Source organism: Nocardia canadensis (assembly GCF_032656385.1).
Classification (GTDB): Bacteria; Actinomycetota; Actinomycetes; order Mycobacteriales; family Mycobacteriaceae; genus Nocardia; species Nocardia canadensis.
In genome coordinates this window covers 1,661,399-1,680,849 of record NZ_JAVCWB010000008.1, presented here as the reverse complement: position 1 = coordinate 1,680,849, position 19,451 = coordinate 1,661,399, and the positions used below count along the sequence as shown (strand labels likewise).

The 19,451-nt window shown below is 69.2% G+C and carries 17 protein-coding genes; 16 read left to right on the top strand and 1 reads right to left on the bottom strand.

The window, feature by feature from the left end; all coding sequences use genetic code 11:
* Positions 1–64: 64 nt before the first annotated feature.
* Positions 65–370 carry a meromycolate extension acyl carrier protein AcpM gene (gene acpM, locus Q7X29_RS21635; RefSeq protein WP_316575203.1) on the top strand — a complete coding sequence of 102 codons (306 nt, stop codon included), beginning with the start codon at positions 65–67 and terminating at the stop codon, positions 368–370.
* 51 nt (positions 371–421) lie between these two features.
* Here acpM and hutU read toward each other — a convergent pair whose 3' ends face one another.
* Positions 422–2,101 (bottom strand): urocanate hydratase, encoded by a 1,680-nt coding sequence (hutU, locus tag Q7X29_RS21630; protein WP_316575202.1) that lies wholly within the window; start codon positions 2,099–2,101, stop codon positions 422–424.
* A gap of 149 nt (positions 2,102–2,250) precedes the next feature.
* Between hutU and hutC the strand changes: the two genes are divergently transcribed.
* The 15 genes from hutC to Q7X29_RS21555 all read left to right on the top strand — a co-directional run bounded on the left by hutC (position 2,251) and on the right by Q7X29_RS21555 (position 18,988).
* Positions 2,251–3,021 carry a histidine utilization repressor gene (hutC, locus tag Q7X29_RS21625; RefSeq protein ID WP_449411947.1) on the top strand — a complete coding sequence of 257 codons (771 nt, stop codon included), beginning with the start codon at positions 2,251–2,253 and terminating at the stop codon, positions 3,019–3,021.
* A 371-nt stretch (positions 3,022–3,392) separates the two neighbouring features.
* Entirely contained in the window at positions 3,393–3,650 is a 258-nt protein-coding gene (locus Q7X29_RS21620; protein ID WP_218719732.1) for a hypothetical protein, read from the top strand.
* 9 nt (positions 3,651–3,659) lie between these two features.
* The gene (locus Q7X29_RS21615; protein ID WP_316575201.1) at positions 3,660–4,271 is read left to right on the top strand and encodes a hypothetical protein; all 612 of its coding nucleotides are present in this window, start codon (positions 3,660–3,662) and stop codon (positions 4,269–4,271) included.
* A gap of 920 nt (positions 4,272–5,191) precedes the next feature.
* The gene (locus tag Q7X29_RS21610; protein ID WP_316575200.1) at positions 5,192–6,289 is read left to right on the top strand and encodes a polyprenyl synthetase family protein; all 1,098 of its coding nucleotides are present in this window, start codon (positions 5,192–5,194) and stop codon (positions 6,287–6,289) included.
* Complete coding sequence (locus Q7X29_RS21605; RefSeq protein ID WP_316575199.1) at positions 6,286–7,557, top strand: hypothetical protein; 1,272 nt, start codon at positions 6,286–6,288, stop codon at positions 7,555–7,557. Before Q7X29_RS21610 ends, Q7X29_RS21605 begins: the two co-directional genes overlap by 4 nt.
* Positions 7,558–7,615: 58 nt before the next feature.
* Positions 7,616–8,608, top strand: a complete 993-nt coding sequence (locus tag Q7X29_RS21600) for a fatty acid desaturase (RefSeq protein ID WP_218719728.1) — start codon at positions 7,616–7,618, stop codon at positions 8,606–8,608.
* The gene (locus tag Q7X29_RS21595; RefSeq protein ID WP_218719727.1) at positions 8,599–9,408 is read left to right on the top strand and encodes a methyltransferase family protein; all 810 of its coding nucleotides are present in this window, start codon (positions 8,599–8,601) and stop codon (positions 9,406–9,408) included. Before Q7X29_RS21600 ends, Q7X29_RS21595 begins: the two co-directional genes overlap by 10 nt.
* Before the next feature lie 77 nt (positions 9,409–9,485).
* Complete coding sequence (mvk, locus tag Q7X29_RS21590) at positions 9,486–10,526, top strand: mevalonate kinase (protein WP_316575198.1); 1,041 nt, start codon at positions 9,486–9,488, stop codon at positions 10,524–10,526.
* A complete protein-coding gene (gene mvaD, locus Q7X29_RS21585; protein ID WP_316575197.1) occupies positions 10,523–11,575 on the top strand; it encodes a diphosphomevalonate decarboxylase in 1,053 nt (350 codons plus the stop codon). The genes mvk and mvaD overlap by 4 nt, the downstream gene beginning before the upstream one ends.
* Positions 11,572–12,666 carry a phosphomevalonate kinase gene (locus Q7X29_RS21580; RefSeq protein WP_218719724.1) on the top strand — a complete coding sequence of 365 codons (1,095 nt, stop codon included), beginning with the start codon at positions 11,572–11,574 and terminating at the stop codon, positions 12,664–12,666. The genes mvaD and Q7X29_RS21580 overlap by 4 nt, the downstream gene beginning before the upstream one ends.
* Positions 12,663–13,760, top strand: coding sequence for a type 2 isopentenyl-diphosphate Delta-isomerase (gene fni / locus Q7X29_RS21575; protein WP_316575196.1), 1,098 nt, complete (start codon positions 12,663–12,665; stop codon positions 13,758–13,760). The genes Q7X29_RS21580 and fni overlap by 4 nt, the downstream gene beginning before the upstream one ends.
* Positions 13,753–14,811 carry a hydroxymethylglutaryl-CoA reductase gene (locus tag Q7X29_RS21570; protein ID WP_218719722.1) on the top strand — a complete coding sequence of 353 codons (1,059 nt, stop codon included), beginning with the start codon at positions 13,753–13,755 and terminating at the stop codon, positions 14,809–14,811. The genes fni and Q7X29_RS21570 overlap by 8 nt, the downstream gene beginning before the upstream one ends.
* Positions 14,808–15,980, top strand: a complete 1,173-nt coding sequence (locus tag Q7X29_RS21565; protein ID WP_218719721.1) for a hydroxymethylglutaryl-CoA synthase — start codon at positions 14,808–14,810, stop codon at positions 15,978–15,980. The genes Q7X29_RS21570 and Q7X29_RS21565 overlap by 4 nt, the downstream gene beginning before the upstream one ends.
* A gap of 9 nt (positions 15,981–15,989) precedes the next feature.
* Entirely contained in the window at positions 15,990–17,513 is a 1,524-nt protein-coding gene (locus tag Q7X29_RS21560; protein ID WP_218719720.1) for a flavin-containing monooxygenase, read from the top strand.
* Positions 17,510–18,988 carry a flavin-containing monooxygenase gene (locus tag Q7X29_RS21555; protein ID WP_316575195.1) on the top strand — a complete coding sequence of 493 codons (1,479 nt, stop codon included), beginning with the start codon at positions 17,510–17,512 and terminating at the stop codon, positions 18,986–18,988. Before Q7X29_RS21560 ends, Q7X29_RS21555 begins: the two co-directional genes overlap by 4 nt.
* Positions 18,989–19,451: the final 463 nt, after the last annotated feature.

Genomic DNA, 19,451 nt, shown 5'->3' with positions numbered 1-19,451 from the left:
CCTTGAACCTCCACCCCGGTGGAGCTTTTACCGTACCGGTATCACCCACCGGACAAGGAGATTCGTGGCTACCACGCAGGAAGAGATCGTTGCAGGCATCGCCGAGATCGTCGAAGAGGTCACCGGCATCGACGCCGAGGAGGTGACGCCGGAGAAATCCTTCGTCGAGGAACTGGAGATCGACTCGCTGTCGCTGGTCGAGATCGCCGTCCAGCTCGAGGACAAGTACGCCGTCGAGATCCCCGACGAGGACCTGGCGAGTCTGCAGACGGTCGGCGACGCGGTCGCCTATGTGCAGCGGATGGAGACCGCGCAGCCTCACCTCGCCGCGGAGATGGAGGCGAGGTTCCGGGCGGCACAGGAGGAGTGAGCCGACACTGCCGCCCGCGCCGGCGCACGGTGCGGGCGGCAGTGCGGGGGATCAGTTCTCCTGCATCGGAATACGTACCCCGCGCTCGCGGGCGATGTCGGCGGCGTGTTCGTAACCCGCGTCGACGTGGCGGATGACGCCCATGCCCGGGTCGTTGGTGAGGACCCGCTCGAGCTTCTGGGCGGCTAGCGCGGTGCCGTCGGCGATGCACACCTGACCGGCGTGGATGGACCGGCCCATGCCGACGCCGCCGCCGTGATGGATCGACACCCAGGAGGCGCCGGAGGCGGTGTTGAGCAGGGCGTTGAGCAGGGGCCAGTCGGCGACGGCGTCGGAACCGTCGGCCATCGCCTCGGTCTCGCGGTAGGGGGAGGCCACCGAGCCGGAGTCGAGGTGGTCGCGGCCGATGGCCAGCGGCGCGGAGAGCTCGCCGGAGGCGACCATCTCGTTGAACTTCAGGCCCGCGCGGTGGCGCTCGCCGTAGCCGAGCCAGCAGATGCGCGCGGGCAGTCCCTCGAACTGCACCTTCTCCCCGGCCATGGTGATCCATCGCTTCAGGTGCTCGTTCTCGGGGAACAACTCCATGATGGCCCGATCGGTGGCGGCGATGTCCTTCGGATCACCCGACAGCGCGGCCCAGCGGAACGGGCCCAGGCCCTCCTCGAACAGTGGCCGGATGTAGGCGGGCACGAAGCCGGGGAACGCGAAAGCCCGGTCGTAGCCGCCCTTGCGGGCCTCGTCACGGATCGAGTTGCCGTAGTCGAAGACCTCGGCGCCCTTGTCCAGGAACCCGACCATCGCCTCGACGTGCTTGGCCATCGACGCCTGCGCCTCGGTGGTGAACCACGCCGGATCCTTCTCGGCCAGGGTGTGCCAGTCCTCGAGCGCGACCCCGAGCGGCAGGTAGGACAGCGGATCGTGGGCCGAGGTCTGGTCGGTCACGATGTCGATCGGGGCGTCCATGGCCAGCAGCCGCGGGAACACCTCGGCCGCGTTGCCGACCAGGCCGATCGACAGCGCGCGCCGCTCGTCACGGGCCGCGATCGCGAGCGCGAGCGCCTCCGGCAGCGTGTCGGCCTTGGTGTCGAGGTAGCCGTGCGCGATCCGCCGATCGATGCGGGCCGGATCGCAGTCCACGCAGAGCGCGACGCCCTCGTTCATCGTCACCGCCAGCGGCTGCGCGCCGCCCATGCCGCCGACACCGGCGGTGAGGGTGATGGTGCCGGCCAGGGTGCCGCCGAATCGCTTGCGCGCCACCGCGCCGAAGGTCTCGTAGGTGCCCTGGAGGATGCCCTGGCTGCCGATGTAGATCCACGAGCCCGCGGTCATCTGGCCGTACATCATCAGGCCGAGCTGTTCGAGCTTGCGGAAGTCCTCCCAGTTCGCCCAGTCGCCGACCAGGTTGGAGTTGGCGAGCAGCACGCGCGGCGCCCACTCGCTGGTGCGGAACACCCCGACCGGCTTGCCGGACTGCACCAGCAGGGTCTCGTCGTCGGCGAGGGTCTCGAGGGTCCGCACGATCGCGTCGAAGGCCGCCCAGCTGCGCACCGCGCGGCCGGTGCCGCCGTAGACGACGAGGTCGTCGGGACGCTCGGCGACCTCGGGATCGAGGTTGTTCATCAGCATCCGCAGAGCACCCTCCTGCTGCCAGCCCCGCGTGTGCAGCTGCGGTCCGCGCGGCGCGGACACGGGCCGGGGGCCGGATTCGGGCTGGGTGGCGGCGTCGGTCATCGGTTCACTCCTCGGAAATGACGGCTGTGTCCTGGGTCACTGGAATCCAGACTAGTGGTATAGTCCTGTATATACAAGTAGCTGTCAAGCGTGCTGTGTCGTTCGGGCGCAACGTATTCTCTGGGCAAACTGAGGGAACGGATACCGTGGTGGCGATCGAAGTGGTCGATGCGGACCTGGCCGCGCTGTACGGCGAACTGGGGACCGAGTTCGCGGCGTACGAACGTGTCAAGCAGCTGATCATGGCGCAGATCAAGGCCGGTCGATGGACCGAGGGTGAGCAGATCCCGTCGGAGAACCAGCTGGTCAACGCGCTGGGCCTGTCCCGGATGACGATCAACCGCGCCCTGCGCGACCTCACCGCCGACGGCGCGCTCAACCGGGTGATGGGTGTGGGCACCTTCGTCGCCGCGACCAAGGCCGCCTCCCCGCTGTTCGAGGTCAGGAATATCGCCGACGAGATCTCCCGGCGCGGCCACCGGCACCGGACCGAGGTGGTGTTCGTCCGCGCGGAGGAGGCGGGCGACCGGCATCCGGTGCTCGGGAACGCCATGAGCGGCAGGGTGTTCCACTCGCTGCTGGTGCATATCGAGGACGACGTCCCGATCCAGGTGGAGGACCGCTACGTGAACCCGGCGCAGGCGCCGGACTATCTGGCGCAGGATTTCACCAGCATCACGCCGAATACCTATCTCAGCGAGGTGGCCCCGCTGATCCGCGGCGAGCACGTCGTCGAGGCGGTGCGCGCCAGCCGGGAGGAGTGTGCGCTGCTCGACATCGATCGCGACGAGCCGTGTCTGCTGATTCGGCGGCGCACCTGGTCCTCGGGTGGGCTGGTCAGCGCGGCCCGGTTGATCCATCCCGGATCGCGGAATCGGCTGGAGGGCAGCTTCGGCTCCGCGGCGAATGGCGCCGAATAAAAGGTCTCGGGACCGCCGAACAACTCGCCGCGCCATTCCGCGCAGTGTGAGCACTGTCCCGTGGCGGGCGCGACTCACCCTCCGGTGGTCCTCGGAATTGTTATGCGATCTGAATATTATACAGCATCGGCAAACGTTCAGCTAATCGCAAACACGTGCTTGACCTCGCTATATTTGTCGTAGGCGGGTGAAGCGCGATTTCGGGTTATCACTGTTTCGTGACGAACTACGCGACATGCCGGATTCGGGCTGTACGTTTAGTGGCCCATGGCTCGCTGGGTCCCATTCGGGTAACGGAGAGGGCGGAAATGGCTACAGTCGCGCGGCAGTCGGGGCCGCACAGGGTGGGTGCCCGGCAGAGCTTTTCCGCAGTGAAATCGACGCTGTCGCCGTCGGCGCTGGTGACCGTCGGACTGATCTTGTTGATCCCGGTTCTCGCCACCGCGGGCCCGATTCTCGCGTCGGCGATGATCGCCCGGTACGCCGGGGTCGGGCCGTCGGGCGCGGTGGTGCTGGCGGTGATCACCGCCGTCGTCGCGATCGCGGTGCTCACCGCGGGCTGGGCGTTCCGGCAGGCGTGGCGACGTGGTCCGGCCGGTCGGCCTTCGCTGGGTTCCTTCGCGCGGTAGGAGATCGCTATGCAGACGTACCGACCCGCCGCGGGCGCGGTGGTCCCCGCGATCGAGCCGATCGACACCCCGGAGGTCGCGCAGGAGTGCCGCCGCCTGCGCGTCGTCGCCCGCATCGACGACGCTGCCCTCTGGCAGGCGGCGGCGACGCGGCTGCTCGAGTGCGGCCGCCGGCGCTGGCGCACCCGCACCGATATCGCCGATCAGCCCGCGGTGCGCCGCTGGTCGCGCATCCAGGACCTCCAGGAGATCCCCGAACGGCCCAGCCTGCCCGCGTTGTTCGCCGCCGTCGCCGCCGGGGCGGAGATCGCCGCGGGGGACCCGTACGCCGACTTCGCCGCCGCGATCATGCTCCTGGCGAGCTGCCCGGCCGAAGTGGTGCTGCAGTCCGACCCGCGCACCGAGCCGCGCGCCGTGCGCTTTTCGGTCTTCGCCCAGCGCGAAGACGACCTACCGCTCGCGGAGGACCTGATCACCACCACTCTCCGATCCTGTGGTGCTGTCCTGGCCCGTCGCTGCACGGTCCTGCGGCGCGGCCCGTCGATCCGTCCGCCCGCCCCTCTCGTCGACCACCCGCTGCCGGAGTTGCTCGTCCTCGGAAGCGGCACCGCCGCACGCTGATCAGCGCTCGACGAGGATGTCGGCCGGTGCGGCCGTGCTCGCGGCACGCAAGGGCTCGTGCCGGTCGCTCGGGGCGTGCTCGGGCGCTGTCCGCTCGGCCCTGTGCAGGCACGTCCGCCCCCGTCCGGAGAAGGTCCGGCTCCCACGGGCTTTCGGTCACCCCCGGGTGCGGTGGCACGCTTCCATCTGAAAACGACCCATGTTCCGTTTTGACATGGAGTGATGAATTGTCAAGGGCGCCTGTATATCTCGAGCGGCAGTCTGGTCGGTTTGGGAAAAGCCCCAAAAGTTCGGTTCCGGAGTCGGCGAGATCTCACCAACGGGTCGGTCCGATTCGCGGCATCGGCGGCGTGGTCGTAGAGTCGTCGAACGAGAGTGTTCGCACGCTCCCTCGGTGGCCGCTCGCCGGACGATGATGTCCTCGGCGAACGGTCCGGTCGGGCCGTCTCCGGCATCCCGGAGGACCGGCCTCGTAGTCGGCGTGACCCTACAAGGGGGTTGTCACGTCCGAATCATCTCTGTCGCAGCGTCGCGCCAGCCCACGGTTTTTACCTTCGCGCAACACACTCCCACGCATGCGTGGGCTAGGGTCACGAAATCTGTTGGGGCACTGAGGCTTACGACGCAAGTCCGATCGGGCGCGCGGTGAATGTCCGCCGCCCTCCGTGCGCGGGGGCGCGCGAGTTACTTTGCGGCACTATCGATTACGTCATCCAAAACTGGAACCTGTTGTAGTGCTTGACAATTCGACAGGGTCTCTACAAAACTACCCGTCGGTAGCCGACGATCGGGAAGCTCGGGCCCGGTAGTTGTGACAAGTCACCGCCGACGATGCCACCGCCTGAACCCCCGTAAACCCCTGTGCACCAGTCGGGGTGAACCTCACCGCCACCGTGACCACACCAAAGGAGTTCAGCGCTATGGACAATCCCGCGCTACCCTCAGCGCACCGTCAGGATGCTCATCCGGCAGTGCACCCGGAGCACTCGGGCGATCAGGTGGCGGTACTGCCCAGACCGTCGGTCACCGCGTCCGTCGTCGACGACGACCGGACCGTCGGGCCGGTCGAGCTGCTTCCGCTGGTCACCGCCCGGTTGCGCGAAATCCTCCTCACCGGTGGCGATTTCGACGACATCTACCGGCATGTCCTGGCCGCTCCCGGCAAACGTGTGCGGGCTCGTCTCGTGCTCGCGTGCGCGGGCCTGCTGCCCGACGGCGCGGCGGCTCCGCGCACCGCCGCCGTCGACCTGGCCTGCGCCATGGAGATGCTGCACGAATCCTCGCTGCTACACGACGACATCTGTGACGGATCCCTACTGCGCCGTGGTGCCCCCTCGGTGCCCGCCGCGTTCGGGGTGCGCATCGCCGCCAGAGCCGGATTCCATATGGCCGGCGCCGCGATGCAGGTGGTCGCCCAGGTCCTGTCCGAGAACCAGAACGTGTTCGGCGGCATCGGCGAGGCGCCGGGGGTGACCTACGCCGACCGGCTCTCCGACCTGTCCTTCGGCCAGCTCATCGAGACCCTGCCGCCCGCGGTGGACGCGACCGCCCTGCGCCGCCACTACGAGCTCGTGGCCGGGGCGAAGACCGGGACGCTGTTCCGGCTCTCGTGCTCCTACGGCGGCACGGCAGGCGGCGCCGATCACGATCGCCTGCAGGCCCTGATGCAGTACGCCGACCAGCTGGCGCTCGCTTTCCAGATCATGGACGACGTCCGCGACATCGAAGGCGGCCCCGAACTGGGCAAGGACGCCTGCGGCGACCTGGACCGGCGGGTGCCGACCTGGCCGGTGATCGAGTGGCTGGCGGTGCGCCCGGGCGCCAGGGAGATGTGGCTGTCGCCGGAGACCTCCAGCGAGACACTGCAATCCGACCTGGTCGACAGCGGCGCCACCCAGGCCGCGCGCGCCGTCGCGCTGCAGGCCACCGAGACCGCGAGCGCGGCCCTGGACATCTTCCCGTCGTCGCCGGCCCGCGACGACCTCCGCGAACTCTTGCAGCAGGTGATCAACCGATGAGACAGACCAGAATCGGCTCCCTGGCCTACGGGCTCCGGCATCTGCGGCGCGCGCCCGACATGGCCGCGCTGCGCGCCGCGTCCTCGCCTGCGGAGCTGGCCCGCCTGGCCCTGATCCCCGCGGGCCGCAACCTCGGCATCTCGGTGAGTCTCCTGCCCGCGCATCTGCGCGCGGAGGCGACCGCCGCGCTGCTGGCCTGTCGCGTGCTCGACGCCTTCGAGGATCTCAGCGATCGGGCGGTCGCGAGCAGCGCCGTGCTGGCCGCGGCCGACTACCTCAACAGCACCTCCGACACGCCCCCACCGGCACTGCCGACCGTGACCGCCGAGGCCCGCGACAGCGAAGCCGTCGACCGGCTGCTGGCCGAGCGCATCGGTGACATCAGAGCGCTGCTGTCGGCGTTGTCGGCGGAGGGACAGAAGCGGGTCGGCGAGGTGATCACCGATGTGGCCGGGGTGATGGCCCGCAACATCGACGGACCGCTGTCGCGGGTGGCCTACAGCGAGGGCGTGCTCGGCCGGGTGACGCACTACGCGTGCGCCCTGGTCGCCGAGAACGTGCTCTCGGAAGCGGACCTACGCGAGCTGACCGGCTGCGTCGCGGTGATCGCCCAGTCGGCGAACGACCTGCGCGACAACGAGTTCGAGATCTACGGCGTCGCCGACCGCGAGGAACTGAAGCGGATGGTGATGCTGCAGCTGCTGGCGCCGGCCCTCGGCGGGTTCGCCCTGCTGGCCCGGCTCGGCCCCGGCACGCCCAGTCGCGGTGCGCGCGCGGCGATGGCGTACATGACCATCACCACCTCCGCGTTCCTGTGCTCGGTCGTCGACGCGCCGTCGCCGTATCGGCGCAAGGTCGGCGCCGCGCTGCTGGCCGCCTCCTCGTCGCGGTACTGGACCAGGATGATCGACCGCGTCCGCCGGACCGCCGATCTGGCGATCCATCGGATGCTCGACGCCTCACCGGATTTCGCCGACGGCGCCAGCCGCACGCGCGAGGTGCTCGGCGCGGGCGACCCGGCCACCATGGCGACTTCGCTGGTCCCGCTGATCGTCGACACCACCTTCGCGCTGGTGCAGACCCTGCCGGAAGCCCCGCTGACCGGCGAGCTGCCCGACGCCGAGGTGCGCACCATGATGATCGCCGACCATCTCGCCTTCGGCGCGATGGAACGGGTGCCACCGCACGAACCCGAAGCGCTGCAGGCGCTCGCCACGAGACTCCAACTCGCTGCCCTCGACACCAGCACCCAAGGGAGCCGCCCATGAGCATCGTCACCAGACCCGCGCTCACCGACCTGGACACCACTAGCGAAGGAGCTCGACTATGAGCACCGGAACGCCCATCGCACCCGAACAGACCCCGTTCAGCAAACGCGTGCTCAAGCTCGAGCACGCCTCCAATGTCGGTCCGCTCGTGCACATCGCGCTGTGGATCGGCATGACCGCCTTCGGCCTGTTCGTGCCGTTCGCGTCGAACTGGTACGTGGCGGTGCCGCTGATCATCGTGCTGTCGCTGCTGAACCTGTCGCTGACCATCGGCGTCATGCACATGCACACCCACCGGCCGCTGTTCGTGTCGAAGTTCCCGAACCGCGTCGTCGACATCCTGTGCTGTCTGCCGGGCAACCTGACCGCCGCCGAGATGCGCGAGGTGCACGTCCTCAACCATCACCGGTTCAACGACGGCCCCGGTGACGTCACCGCGACCACCGGCATGGAGAAGGGCCTCGGCGCCATCTGGTACTGGGTCCGCTACGGCATGATCGTCAAGCTCCACACGATGCGGATGGTCTTCGCCGCCGACCCGGCGCCGCGCCGCCGCCGCACCCGCCACCAGTTCCTCTTCGATCTCGCCGTGTACGCGGTCGTGATCGGCAGCGTCTGGTACGTCGCCGGGATGGAGAAGTTCGTCCTGTTCTACTGGGTGCCGTTCTTCATCACCCAGGTCAACGCGGGTTACTTCGCCTGGCTGAGCCACGCGCCGGCACGCGGGTTCGACGACGAGCCGAGCACCTCGCTGAACAACGCGGGCAACATCCTCAACTTCCTGATCTTCAACCAGGGCTACCACAGCGTGCACCACCGCTACCCCGGCATCCACTGGAGCCAGATCCCGGACAAGCTCGACTACATGCGCGATGTCAATCCCGGCGTCATCGTCCCCTACTGGATGGTCGCGCAGTCGGGGTGGCGGCTGTTCTGGCCCGGCGGCTTCCTCAACGAGGGCTACGGCACCAAGTGGAAGGCCAAGCTGGAGAAGCGCATCGAGGAGGGGACCGTGCGCAACCGGTACCTGCCGTGGTTCGCATGGATCTGATCACCCCCACGCCCACCCAGGCCAGGGACGTGCTGACGAGCCGTTCGCGGCTCGTCCCGTTCCTGTTCTCCTTCGCCGTCTACGGCGTCGCCGGCATCACCGTGCCGCTGATGCTGCTCTTCGCGGGCGGCTGGTTCCTGCCGAAGACGATCGACAAGGGCCCGCACCTGTCGACCGTCCCGGCGTTGCTGATCGATGTGGTGCTGCTGGCGCTGTTCGGCCTGCAGCACTCGGGCATGGCCCGGCCCTCGTTCAAGGCGTTCATCACCCGCTGGGTGCCCGACGCGCTCGAGCGGTCGGTCTACATCGTCATGGTGTGCCTGGTCATGTGGGTGATCATGCTGGCGTGGCAGCCGATTCCGGCCGTGCTCTGGTCGGCCGAGGGCACCGTGGGCCTGGTGCTCGACGCCGGGTTCTGGCTCGGTTTCGTGCTCGTCTACGCGGCGACGTTGCTGCTGAACCACTTCCACCTGCTCGGCATCAGCCAGGCCTACCGGGAGTACGTCATCCAGGTGCCGGACGCGACCGTCGACCGGTTGCAGGTGAACGGGGTCTACAAGCTCGTCCGGCATCCGCTGATGACCGGCCTGCTGATCTCGTTCTGGTTCGCCTCGACGTTCACGGTCGGGCACCTGGTGTGGGCCCTCGGGCTGACCGGTTACATCCTGCTGGGCACCTATCTGGAGGAACGCGATCTGATCGCGCGTTTCGGTGCGTCCTATCGCGCCTACGCCGCGCAGGTCCCCGCGTTCTTCCCGTCCGTGCTCCGCATCTTCGGCCGATCGACTCGGCAGCCGTAACGGCAGGCCGCCCGGCGCGTTTCCCCGAGGGGTGACGCGCCGGGCGGGCCCGGCCCGAGTTCGGGAGAGGAATCGACGTGAACGGTCATCCTGTTCGAGAGCGCATCAGACACAACTCCACCGACCCGGGCCCCGTCGCCGGTGTCGGCCACTCCTACGCCAAGGCGATCCTGCTGGGCGAGCACACCGTCGTCCACGGCACGGCCGCCATCGCCTTCCCGCTGCCCGCGCTGCCGGTGCGCGCCGTCGCCCGGCCGGCGTCCGCCGGGACCGAATCCGCGGTGCTGGCCCCGGGTCACTTCCGGTTCCGCGCCGGTGCCGCGGGCACCGCGTCCGGTCCACGCGTCGCGGTGGAGGAAGCGTTGCGGCGCTGGGGTTTCGACGACGACATCGTCGATGTGGTCGTCGAGTGCGACATTCCGCTCGCGCGCGGCCTCGGCTCGAGCGCCGCGTGCGCGGGCGCGGCGGTGCGCGCGGTCGCCGACCTGTACGGTCGCGCGATCGATCCCGGCACGCTCTACGAGCTGGTGCAGTGCGGCGAACAGGTCGCGCACGGGCGGGCCAGCGGCATCGACGCCAGTGCGGTGCTGGCCGGCGGGCCGATCTGGTTCCACGAGGGCCTATCCCGGCCGATGGCCGTGGGCCTCGACGCCGCGCTGGTGATCGCCGACACCGGGGTGCCGGGGTCCACCCAGCACGCGGTGGCCGGCGTGCGCCGGGTCCTGGACCGGGACCGGCAGGCCGCCGATCGGCTGCTGGCCAGGGCCGCGGATCTGATCGCCGCGGCCGCGACCGATCTGTCGGCCGGACACGCCGCCGCCCTGGGCGCGACGATGCTCGAATTCCAGGGCCTGCTCGGCGAACTCGGCGTGAGCACACCGCACATCGACACCCTGGTGAGCGCCGCGCTGGAGGCGGGCGCCTACGGCGCCAAACTCACCGGCGCCGGCCTGGGTGGTTGTGTCCTCGCCCTCACCGCGATCGACACCGCGCCCGCGGTCGGCACCGCGCTGCGCCGCGCGGGTGCGACCCAGACCTGGACGGTCCCCACCGCGAGCCTGCGCTCGGACGCCCTGTCCCCATCCGCCTCGAGACCGGAACGCGAAACCCACCGATGACACCCACTTCCGCAGTACCCGTCACTGCCGCCCGGCCGGGCGAGCACGTCCGCGAGGGCGCGGCCGTCGCGGTCGCGTACCCGAACATCGCCCTGGTGAAGTACTGGGGCAAGCGCGACGAAACCCTGTTCCTCCCCGTCACGGGGAGCCTGTCGATGACGCTGGACATCTTCCCGACGACCACCTCGGTGCGGCTCGTCGACGGACCCACCGACACCGTGGAGCTCAACGAGGCCGCGGCCACCGGCACCGCTCTGACGCGCGTCGAGCGGTTCCTCGACCTGGTCCGCGCGCTGGCCGGACGCGACGAGCGCGCCACCGTGGTCACCAGCAACGCGGGCCCCACCGGCGCCGGCCTGGCCTCCTCGGCGAGTGGGTTCGCCGCGCTGGCCACCGCCGCGGCCGCCGCCTACGGACTCGATCTCGACGGGCGCGCGCTCTCGCGCCTGGCCCGTCGTGGCTCCGGGTCGGCGTCGCGCTCGATCTTCGGCGGCTTCGTCGTGTGGCATGCGGGCGAGGGCGACGGCGAGAAGGGCGACCTGAGCTCCTACGCCGAGCCGATCGGCGGCGACGATCTCGACCCGGCCCTGGTCGTCGGTGTCGTCGAGGCGGGGGCGAAAGCGGTGTCGAGCCGGGTGGCCATGCGCCGGACCACCGAGACCTCGCCGTTCTATCGCCCGTGGGCGGACTCCTCGGTGCTCGACCTCGCGCAGATGCGTGAGGCCGTCGCGCGCCGGGATCTCGCGGCGATCGGGGAGATCGCCGAGCGCAACGCCCTCGGCATGCACGCCACCATGCTCACGGCGCGACCGGGGATCCGCTACCTGTCGCCGCACTCGATCGCGATCCTGGACGCGGTGCTCGCGCTGCGCGCCGACGGCATCGCCGCGTACGCGACGATCGACGCGGGCCCGAACGTGAAGGTGCTGTGCACCCGTGCCGACGCCCCCGTCGTCGCGGCCACCCTCGAGGGGCTCGGCGACTTCGTCACCACCCGGACCGCGCACATCGGTCCCGGCGCCCGGCTGATCGGGGGCGACGACCGGTGATCAGTTGTCGCGCTCCGGGCAAACTCTTCATCGCGGGGGAGTACGCCGTCGTCGAGCCGGGACATCTCGCGGTGCTCACGGCCGTCGACCGCTACGCGAGCGCCACGGTGACCGAGGTGTCCGCCGGGGCGGCCACGACGCTGCGTTCGGATCTGCACGGCGGTGTCTCGCTCACCCTCGGCCGCGACGGCGACCGCCTGGTCCCGGCGACGCCCGAGGGCGCGGTGCCTGCCGCCTTCGCCTACGTGTTCGCGGCCGTGTCGGTGCTCGACCGGCTCCGCGGCGAGCGTGGAATCGACGCTCGTCCTTATCGTTTGGCGGTGTCGGCCGACCTCGGCGACGCCGACGGCCGCAAGTTCGGGCTGGGGTCGAGCGCGGCGGTGACGGTCGCGACGGTCGCCGCCGTCGGCCGGTTCCTCGCGCTGGGACTGTCCGCGATGGACCGGTACCGGTTGGCGATGCTGGCCACGATCGAGGTCAACCCCCGGGCGTCCGGCGGCGACGTCGCCGTGAGCACCTGGGGCGGCTGGCTCGCCTACGGTTCCCCCGACCGCGCGGTGGTGGCCGCGACGGCCGCCGCCGACGGGATCGATGCCGCGCTGCGTGCGCCGTGGCCGGGCCTGTCGGTCCGCCCGCTGCCGACCCCGACCGGCCTGGACCTGCGGGTCGGCTGGACCGGCGACCCCGCCTCCACCCCGGCGCTGGTCGGCGCCGCGACCTGGGCGCGGGGCGACCGGACCGTGTTCAACGCCCGCAGCAACGACTGCGTGCGCCGCCTGCTCACCGCCGTCGAAGCCGACGACGCCACCGGTGTCGGCACCGAGATCGACTACGCCCGTGGCCTTCTCCTCGACCTGGACGCCACCGCGGGCCTGGGCATCATGACGCCGCGACTGCACGCGCTGTGCGCGGCCGGAGCCGCCGTCGGTGCCCCGGCCAAGCCGTCCGGCGCGGGCGGCGGCGACTGCGGGATCGCGCTCGTCGACCGCGCGCGTCCCGACGCGAGCACCGAACTGACCGACCGTTGGGTCGCCGCCGGTATCCGGCCGCTGCCGTTGCGGACCCACCCGTTCGAAGGGGACACCGCATGATCGCCGATCGCAAGGACGACCACGTTCGCCACGCGGTGAACCAGCGCAGCGCCGACACCGGCGCCAACGACTTCGACTCGATCACCTTCGTCCACCACGCGCTGGCGGGGATCGACAGCCGGGACGTGTCGCTGGCCGTCGACGTCGCCGGAAAGCAGTGGGACACACCGCTCTACGTCAACGCGATGACCGGCGGCAGCGTCAACACCGGCGAGATCAACCGCAAGCTGGCCATCGCCGCCCGCGAGACCGGTCTGCCCATCGCCACCGGGTCGATGAGCGCCTTCTTCCGCGACCCCGAGGTCGCGGGCACCTATCGCGTGCTGCGCGAGGAGAATCCGCACGGGTTCGTGATGGCCAATGTCAACGCGACCGCCTCGCTGGATCAGGTGCGCCGCGCGATCGACCTGCTCGAGGCCGACGCGCTGCAGATCCACCTCAACGCGGTCCAGGAAGTCGTGATGCCCGAGGGCGACCGTTCCTTCGGCTCGTGGCCCCGCCAGATCGAGCACCTCACCGCCAATGTCGCGGTGCCGGTGATCGTGAAGGAGGTCGGGTTCGGCCTCAGCAGGCAGACCGTCGCCTGGTTGCGCGATGCCGGTGTCTCGGTGGCCGACGTCGGTGGCCGGGGCGGCACCAACTTCGCCCGCATCGAGAACGAACGACGGCCGGCCGCCGACTTCGCCTTCATCGAGAGCTGGGGACAGTCCACCGCCACCTGCCTGCTCGACTGCGCCGGGATCGACGGCATCGACATCGCCGCCTCCGGCGGCATCCGGTCACCGCTCGACATCGCCAGGGCGCTGGCGCTGGGCGCCGCCGCGACCGGAGTCGCCGGTGCCTTCCTGGACACCGTCGTGCGCCGCGACACCGACGCGCTCGTCGAGCAGATCCGCACCTGGCTCGATCAGCTGCGCCAGATCCTGACCGTGCTCGGCGCGCGCACCCCGGCCGACCTGGCCGGCTGCGACCTGCTGATCACCGGGGACGTGGCGAGCTTTTGCGCACTGCGCGGCATCGACACGGCGTCTCTTGCCCACCGGAGTCCCTGGTGGCGCGAATCGAAAGACCGAGGAGGAGTCATCGATGAATGACATGTCGTACGCAGCGGTCCCGCTGCAGTGGGTGGGGCCCTTGCGCATCACGGGCAATGTCGTCGACGATGCCGTCGACGTTCCCCTGGCCACCTACGAAACGCCCCTGTGGCCCTCGGTCGGTCGCGGCGCGCGGATCTCCACCCTCACCGAGCGCGGCATCGTCTCCACGCTCATCGACGAGCGGATGACCCGCTCGATCCTGCTCGAGGCCGACGACGCCTACACCGCGCTCACCGCGGTGCGGCAGCTGAAGGACCGCTTCGCCGAGTTGCAGGAGGTCGTCACCGGCAGCAGCCGCTTCGCCCGCCTGATCGACCTGCACCACCAGATAAACGGCAATCTGCTGTTCCTGCGGTTCGAGTTCAGCACCGGCGACGCCTCGGGCCACAACATGGCCACCCTGGCCAGCGACCACCTGATGGACCACATCCTGACCACGGTCTCGGGCGTGCGCTACGGCTCCATCTCCGGCAACTTCTGCACCGACAAGAAGGCCACCGCGGTCAACGGCATCCTCGGCCGGGGCAAGAACGTGGTGACCGAGCTGCTGATTCCCCGCGAGGTGGTGGCCCAGCGCCTGCACACCACCGCAAGGCAGGTGGTGGAGCTCAATATCCGCAAGAACCTGATCGGCACCCTGCTGGCGGGTGGGATCCGTTCCGCCAACGCGCATTACGCCAACATGCTGCTCGCGTTCTACCTGGCCACCGGACAGGACGCCGCGAACATCGTCGAGGGCTCCCAGGGCGTCACCCACGCCGAGGACCGTGACGGTGATCTGTATTTCTCGTGCACGCTGCCCAACCTCATCGTCGGGACCGTCGGCAACGGCAAGCACGCCAGCTTCGTGGACGACAACCTCGAACGTCTGGGCTGCCGCGAGGACCGGGAGCCCGGCGAGAACGCCCGCAGGCTCGCCGTCATCGCCGCGGCGACCGTGCTCTGCGGCGAGCTGTCGCTGATGGCCGCGCAGACCAATCGCGGTGAATTGATGCGCGCCCACACCCAATTCGAGCGGTCCACCACGAGCAACGGAACACAACGATGAACACATCCTCGGTCGGCATCCACGACCTGTCCTTCGCGACCACCCACTACGCCCTCGACCACGCCGTGCTCGCCGAGCGGCTCGGCGTCGACCGCGACAAGTTCTACCTGGGCATCGGCCAGGAGAAGATGAGCGTCGCCGCGGCCGACGAGGACATCGTCACCATCGCCGCGGCCGCGGCCAAGCCCATCCTCGAACGCCACGGCACCGACAACATCCGCACCGTGCTGCTGGCCACCGAGACCGGTGTCGACCAGTCCAAAGCCGCCGCGCTGTACCTGCATTCGCTGATCGGGCTGCCCAACGCCGCGCGCGTGGTGGAGCTCAAGCAGGCCTGCTACGGCGGCACCGCCGGACTGCAGTTCGCCGCGGGCCTGATCGCCCGCGATCCGGCGCAGCGGGTCCTGGTCATCGCCGCCGACATCGCCAAGTACGAGCTGGACTCCCCGGGTGAGCCGACCCAGGGCGCCGCCGCGGTGGCGATGCTGATCACCGCGAATCCGGCCATCCTGCAGCTGGATCCGTACTCCGGGCTCTACAGCGCCGACATCATGGACTTCTGGCGCCCGAACTACCGCAGCGCCGCCATCGTCGACGGCAAGACCTCGGTCAACGCCTACCAGAAGGCCGCCCAGGAGGCCTGGACCGACTACCGCCGCCAGGGTGGCCGCGACCTCGCCGAGTTCGCCGCCTTCTGCTACCACCAGCCCTTCACCAAGATGGCCTACAAGGCGCACCGGCACCTGCTCGAGAGCCAGGGCCACACCGCCGACGCCGCCGAGATCGAGGCCGCCATCGGCGACACCACCCGCTACAACCGCACGGTCGGCAACAGCTACACCGCCTCGCTGTACCTGGGCCTGGCCGCGCTGCTCGACCACGCCGACGACCTGACCGATCGGGCCCTGGCCATGATCAGCTACGGCTCGGGCAGTGTCGCCGAATTCTTCAGCGGCACCGTGCGACCCGGCTACCGCGAGCACCTGCGGACCGAGGCGAACCTCGCCGCGATCGACTCACGCGAACTGATCGGCTACGAGCACTACCGGGAGCTGCACGAGGCCACCTCGCCCAGCGACGGCGCGTACCACGCCATGGCGGAGCAGACCCGCCGTCCGTATCGGCTGGCCGCCGTCTCCGGCCACAAACGCATCTACGAATCCCGCTGAGGTCGCCCCATGAGCAGTAACGACACTTCCACGTCCGTGGACGACCGGTCCGCCGGCGACACCACCCGGCGGCACGTGCAGGTCCTGATCGTCGGTAGCGGCCTGTCCGGTCTCGGCACGGCGATCCGGCTCAGCCAGCACGGTGTGACCGACTATCTCGTCATCGAACGCGGCCCCGATGTGGGCGGCACCTGGCGCGACAACACCTATCCGGGCGCCGGCTGCGATGTGCCCTCGCACCTGTACTCGTACTCGTTCGCGCTGAACCCGAACTGGTCGCGCTCGTTCTCTCCGCAGGCCGAGATCGAGCGGTACCTGCGCGAGGTGGCCGACCGGTACGGGGTGCGCGACAAGCACAAATTCGATTGCGCGATGACCGCGGCGCGCTGGGTCGACGCCGACGGCCGCTGGGAGATCGACACCAGCGACGGTGGCTTCACCGCCGACTTCGTCGTCTCGGCGGCGGGCGTGCTCGCCGAGCCGAATCTGCCCGACATCAAGGGGATCTCGAGCTTCGAGGGCGAGATCTTCCACTCGGCGCGCTGGAACCACGACGCGAGCCTGGCGGGCAAGAAGGTCGCCGTGATCGGCACCGGTTCCTCCGCCGTGCAGATCGTCCCGTCGATCGCGCCCGAGGTCGAGCGGCTCGACGTCTACCAGCGCACCGCGACCTGGGTGATGCCCCAGCTCAACCGGCCGTATTTGGCGCCGGAACGCTTCGCCTTCAAGCACGTGCCCGGTCTGCAACGCCTGATTCGCGCGCTGATCTACACCACGCGCGAACTGTTCGTGATCACCCAGGTGAAGTACCCGTGGACCGGCCTGCTGCTCGAAGCGGTCGGGCGGGTGAAGATGCGGCTCGAGATCCGCGACCCGGACAAGCGGCGCAAGGTGCTGCCCGAGCACCGCATCGGCTGCAAGCGCATGCTGGTCTCCAACAAGTTCTACGGCGCGCTCGATCGTGACAACGTCGATCTCGTCACCGACGGCATCGCCGAAGTCCGCGCGCACTCGATCGTCACCGAGGACGGCACCGAACGCGACGTCGACGCCATCGTGCTGGCCACCGGCTTCCATGTGGCCGATTCGCCGACGTTCAACCTCTACACCGGCCGCGACGGCCGGACGGTGTCGGAGGCGGCCGACGCCGAGGGTTACCAGATGTACAAGGGCACCACGGTCGCCAATTTCCCGAACATGTTCTTCATGCTCGGCGCCAACTCCGGGCTGAACTACACCTCGCTGATCTACATCATCGAGTCGCAGATCAACTACATCGTCGACGCGATCACCACCATGCGGGCCCGCGGTCTGCGGTCGTTCGAGGTGAAGGTCGACGCCCAGCGCGCGTACAACAGGGCGCTCGAGCCGAAGATGGCCCGCACCGTATGGGTCAACGGCGGCTGCACCAGTTGGTTCCTCGACAAGCACGGCAACAACTCCGCGCTGTGGCCCGACTTCAGCTTCCGGTACCGGAAGCTGGTGCGCAACTTCGACATCGAGGCCTACGACACCACGGCGACGACGCGGTGACCGACACGCCTCGCCGCCATGTCCGCGTGGCGATCATCGGGGCCGGGTTCGCCGGGCTCGGCGTGGCGATGCGGCTGCGCCGGCTCGGGATCACCGACTTCGTCGTCTTCGAGCGCGCGGGCGATATCGGCGGTACCTGGCGGGACAACACCTATCCGGGCGCGGGCTGTGACGTGCCGTCGCAGCTGTATTCGTATTCGTTCGCGCCGAATCCGGACTGGACGCACTCGTTCTCGACGCAACCGCAGATCCAGCGGTACGTGCAGGACACCGTCGACCGGGAAGGGGTGCGCGAGGCGATCCTGCTCGACTGCGAGGTGAGCGACGCGCGCTGGAACGCCGCCACCGCGCGCTGGGACATCCAGACCTCCCTGGGCGCGTTCACCGCCGACATCACGGTCTCGGCGGCGGGCCCGCTCAGCGCGCCGAGACTGCCGGAGATCAAGGGCATCAGCACCTTTCGGGGTGCGCTGTTCCACTCCGCGCGCTGGGATCACGAGGTCGACCTGACCGGCAAGCGGGTCGCGGTCGTCGGCACCGGCGCCTCGGCCATCCAGATCGTGCCGTCGATCGCGGGTACGGTGGGCCGGCTCGCGGTGTATCAGCGCAGCGCGCCCTGGGTGCTGCCGCGCCTGGGTCATCGCTACACGCTGCTCGAACGCCTGTGGTATCGCCACGTTCCCGGTTCCCAGCGGCTGGCCCGCGCGGGGGTGTACTGGGTGCGCGAGTCGTTCGTGCTCTGGCAGTCGAAGTATCCGCCGCTGGCCGACTTCTTCGCCGCCGGTGCCCGCCTGAAGCTCTGGTGGGTGATCCGGGACGCGGCGTTGCGGCGCAAGGTGACTCCGGACTACCGGCTGGGCTGCAAGCGGATGCTCATCTCCAACGAGTACTACCCGGCCCTGGCGCGCGAGAACGTCGATGTCGTCACCGACGGGATCCGGGAGATCAGGGAACACTCGATCGTCGCCGAGGACGGCACCGAACGGGAGGTCGACGCGATCGTGCTGGCGACCGGGTTCAAGATCTCGGACTCGCCGACCTACGACCTGATCACCGGCCGCGACGGGCGCACGCTGGCGGAAGTGTTCGGCGAGCACGGGCTCAGCGTGTACAAGGGCACCACCATCGCGAACTTCCCGAACCTGTTCCTGATGATCGGCCCGAACGCGGCGCTGAGCTACACCTCGGCGTTGTTCACCATCGAATCGCAGATCAACTACATCGTCGACGCGATCACGACGATGGACGCGCGCGGGCTGCGGACGGTGGAGGTGCGCGAGCAGGCGCAGCTCGACTACAACCGGGACCTGCAGACGAAGTTCGCCGGCACCGTCTGGAACGCGGGCGACTGCACCAGCTGGTTCGTCGACGAGCGCGGACAGCACTCCCGGCTCTGGCCCGACTTCAGCTTCCGGTTCGAACGGATGCTGCGGACGTTCGACGTGGACGCCTACGACACGACCGCACTGACGTAGGGCGCGCGGGCACAGCTGATCCCGGGACGAGGTTGGGGGCGTCCCGGGATCATCGCTGAGTCAGCCCGACAGCGATTCGAGCAGTGTGGCGAGTACATCGACGAGGTCACCGAGAATCGCGGAAAACATGAGCTCTCCCTTCAGTCGGATGATCGGCCCGCAGGAGTACGGAAAGCGGCGCGGAACGCGGCTTCATCGCTGTGGTGCAGGAATGGGCCCCGGGCCCGTAAACCGGAGTGCGGGAAGATCGCTGGAATATCCGGGATCACACCAGACTCGGTGTGGAAATGCATCCACACCGTAGCAAACCGGGTTTTGCGTATACAAGGATGTGAAGGTCGGCTAAAGATTCGTTATCGAATTTTCGAAAACGCAGGTCACGGCGGGTATTCGGGGTGTGCTCGACGTTATCCGCAGGAATGGCGCGCCCCGCGCACACCGTGCCTGCGGGGGTGATCCGGAC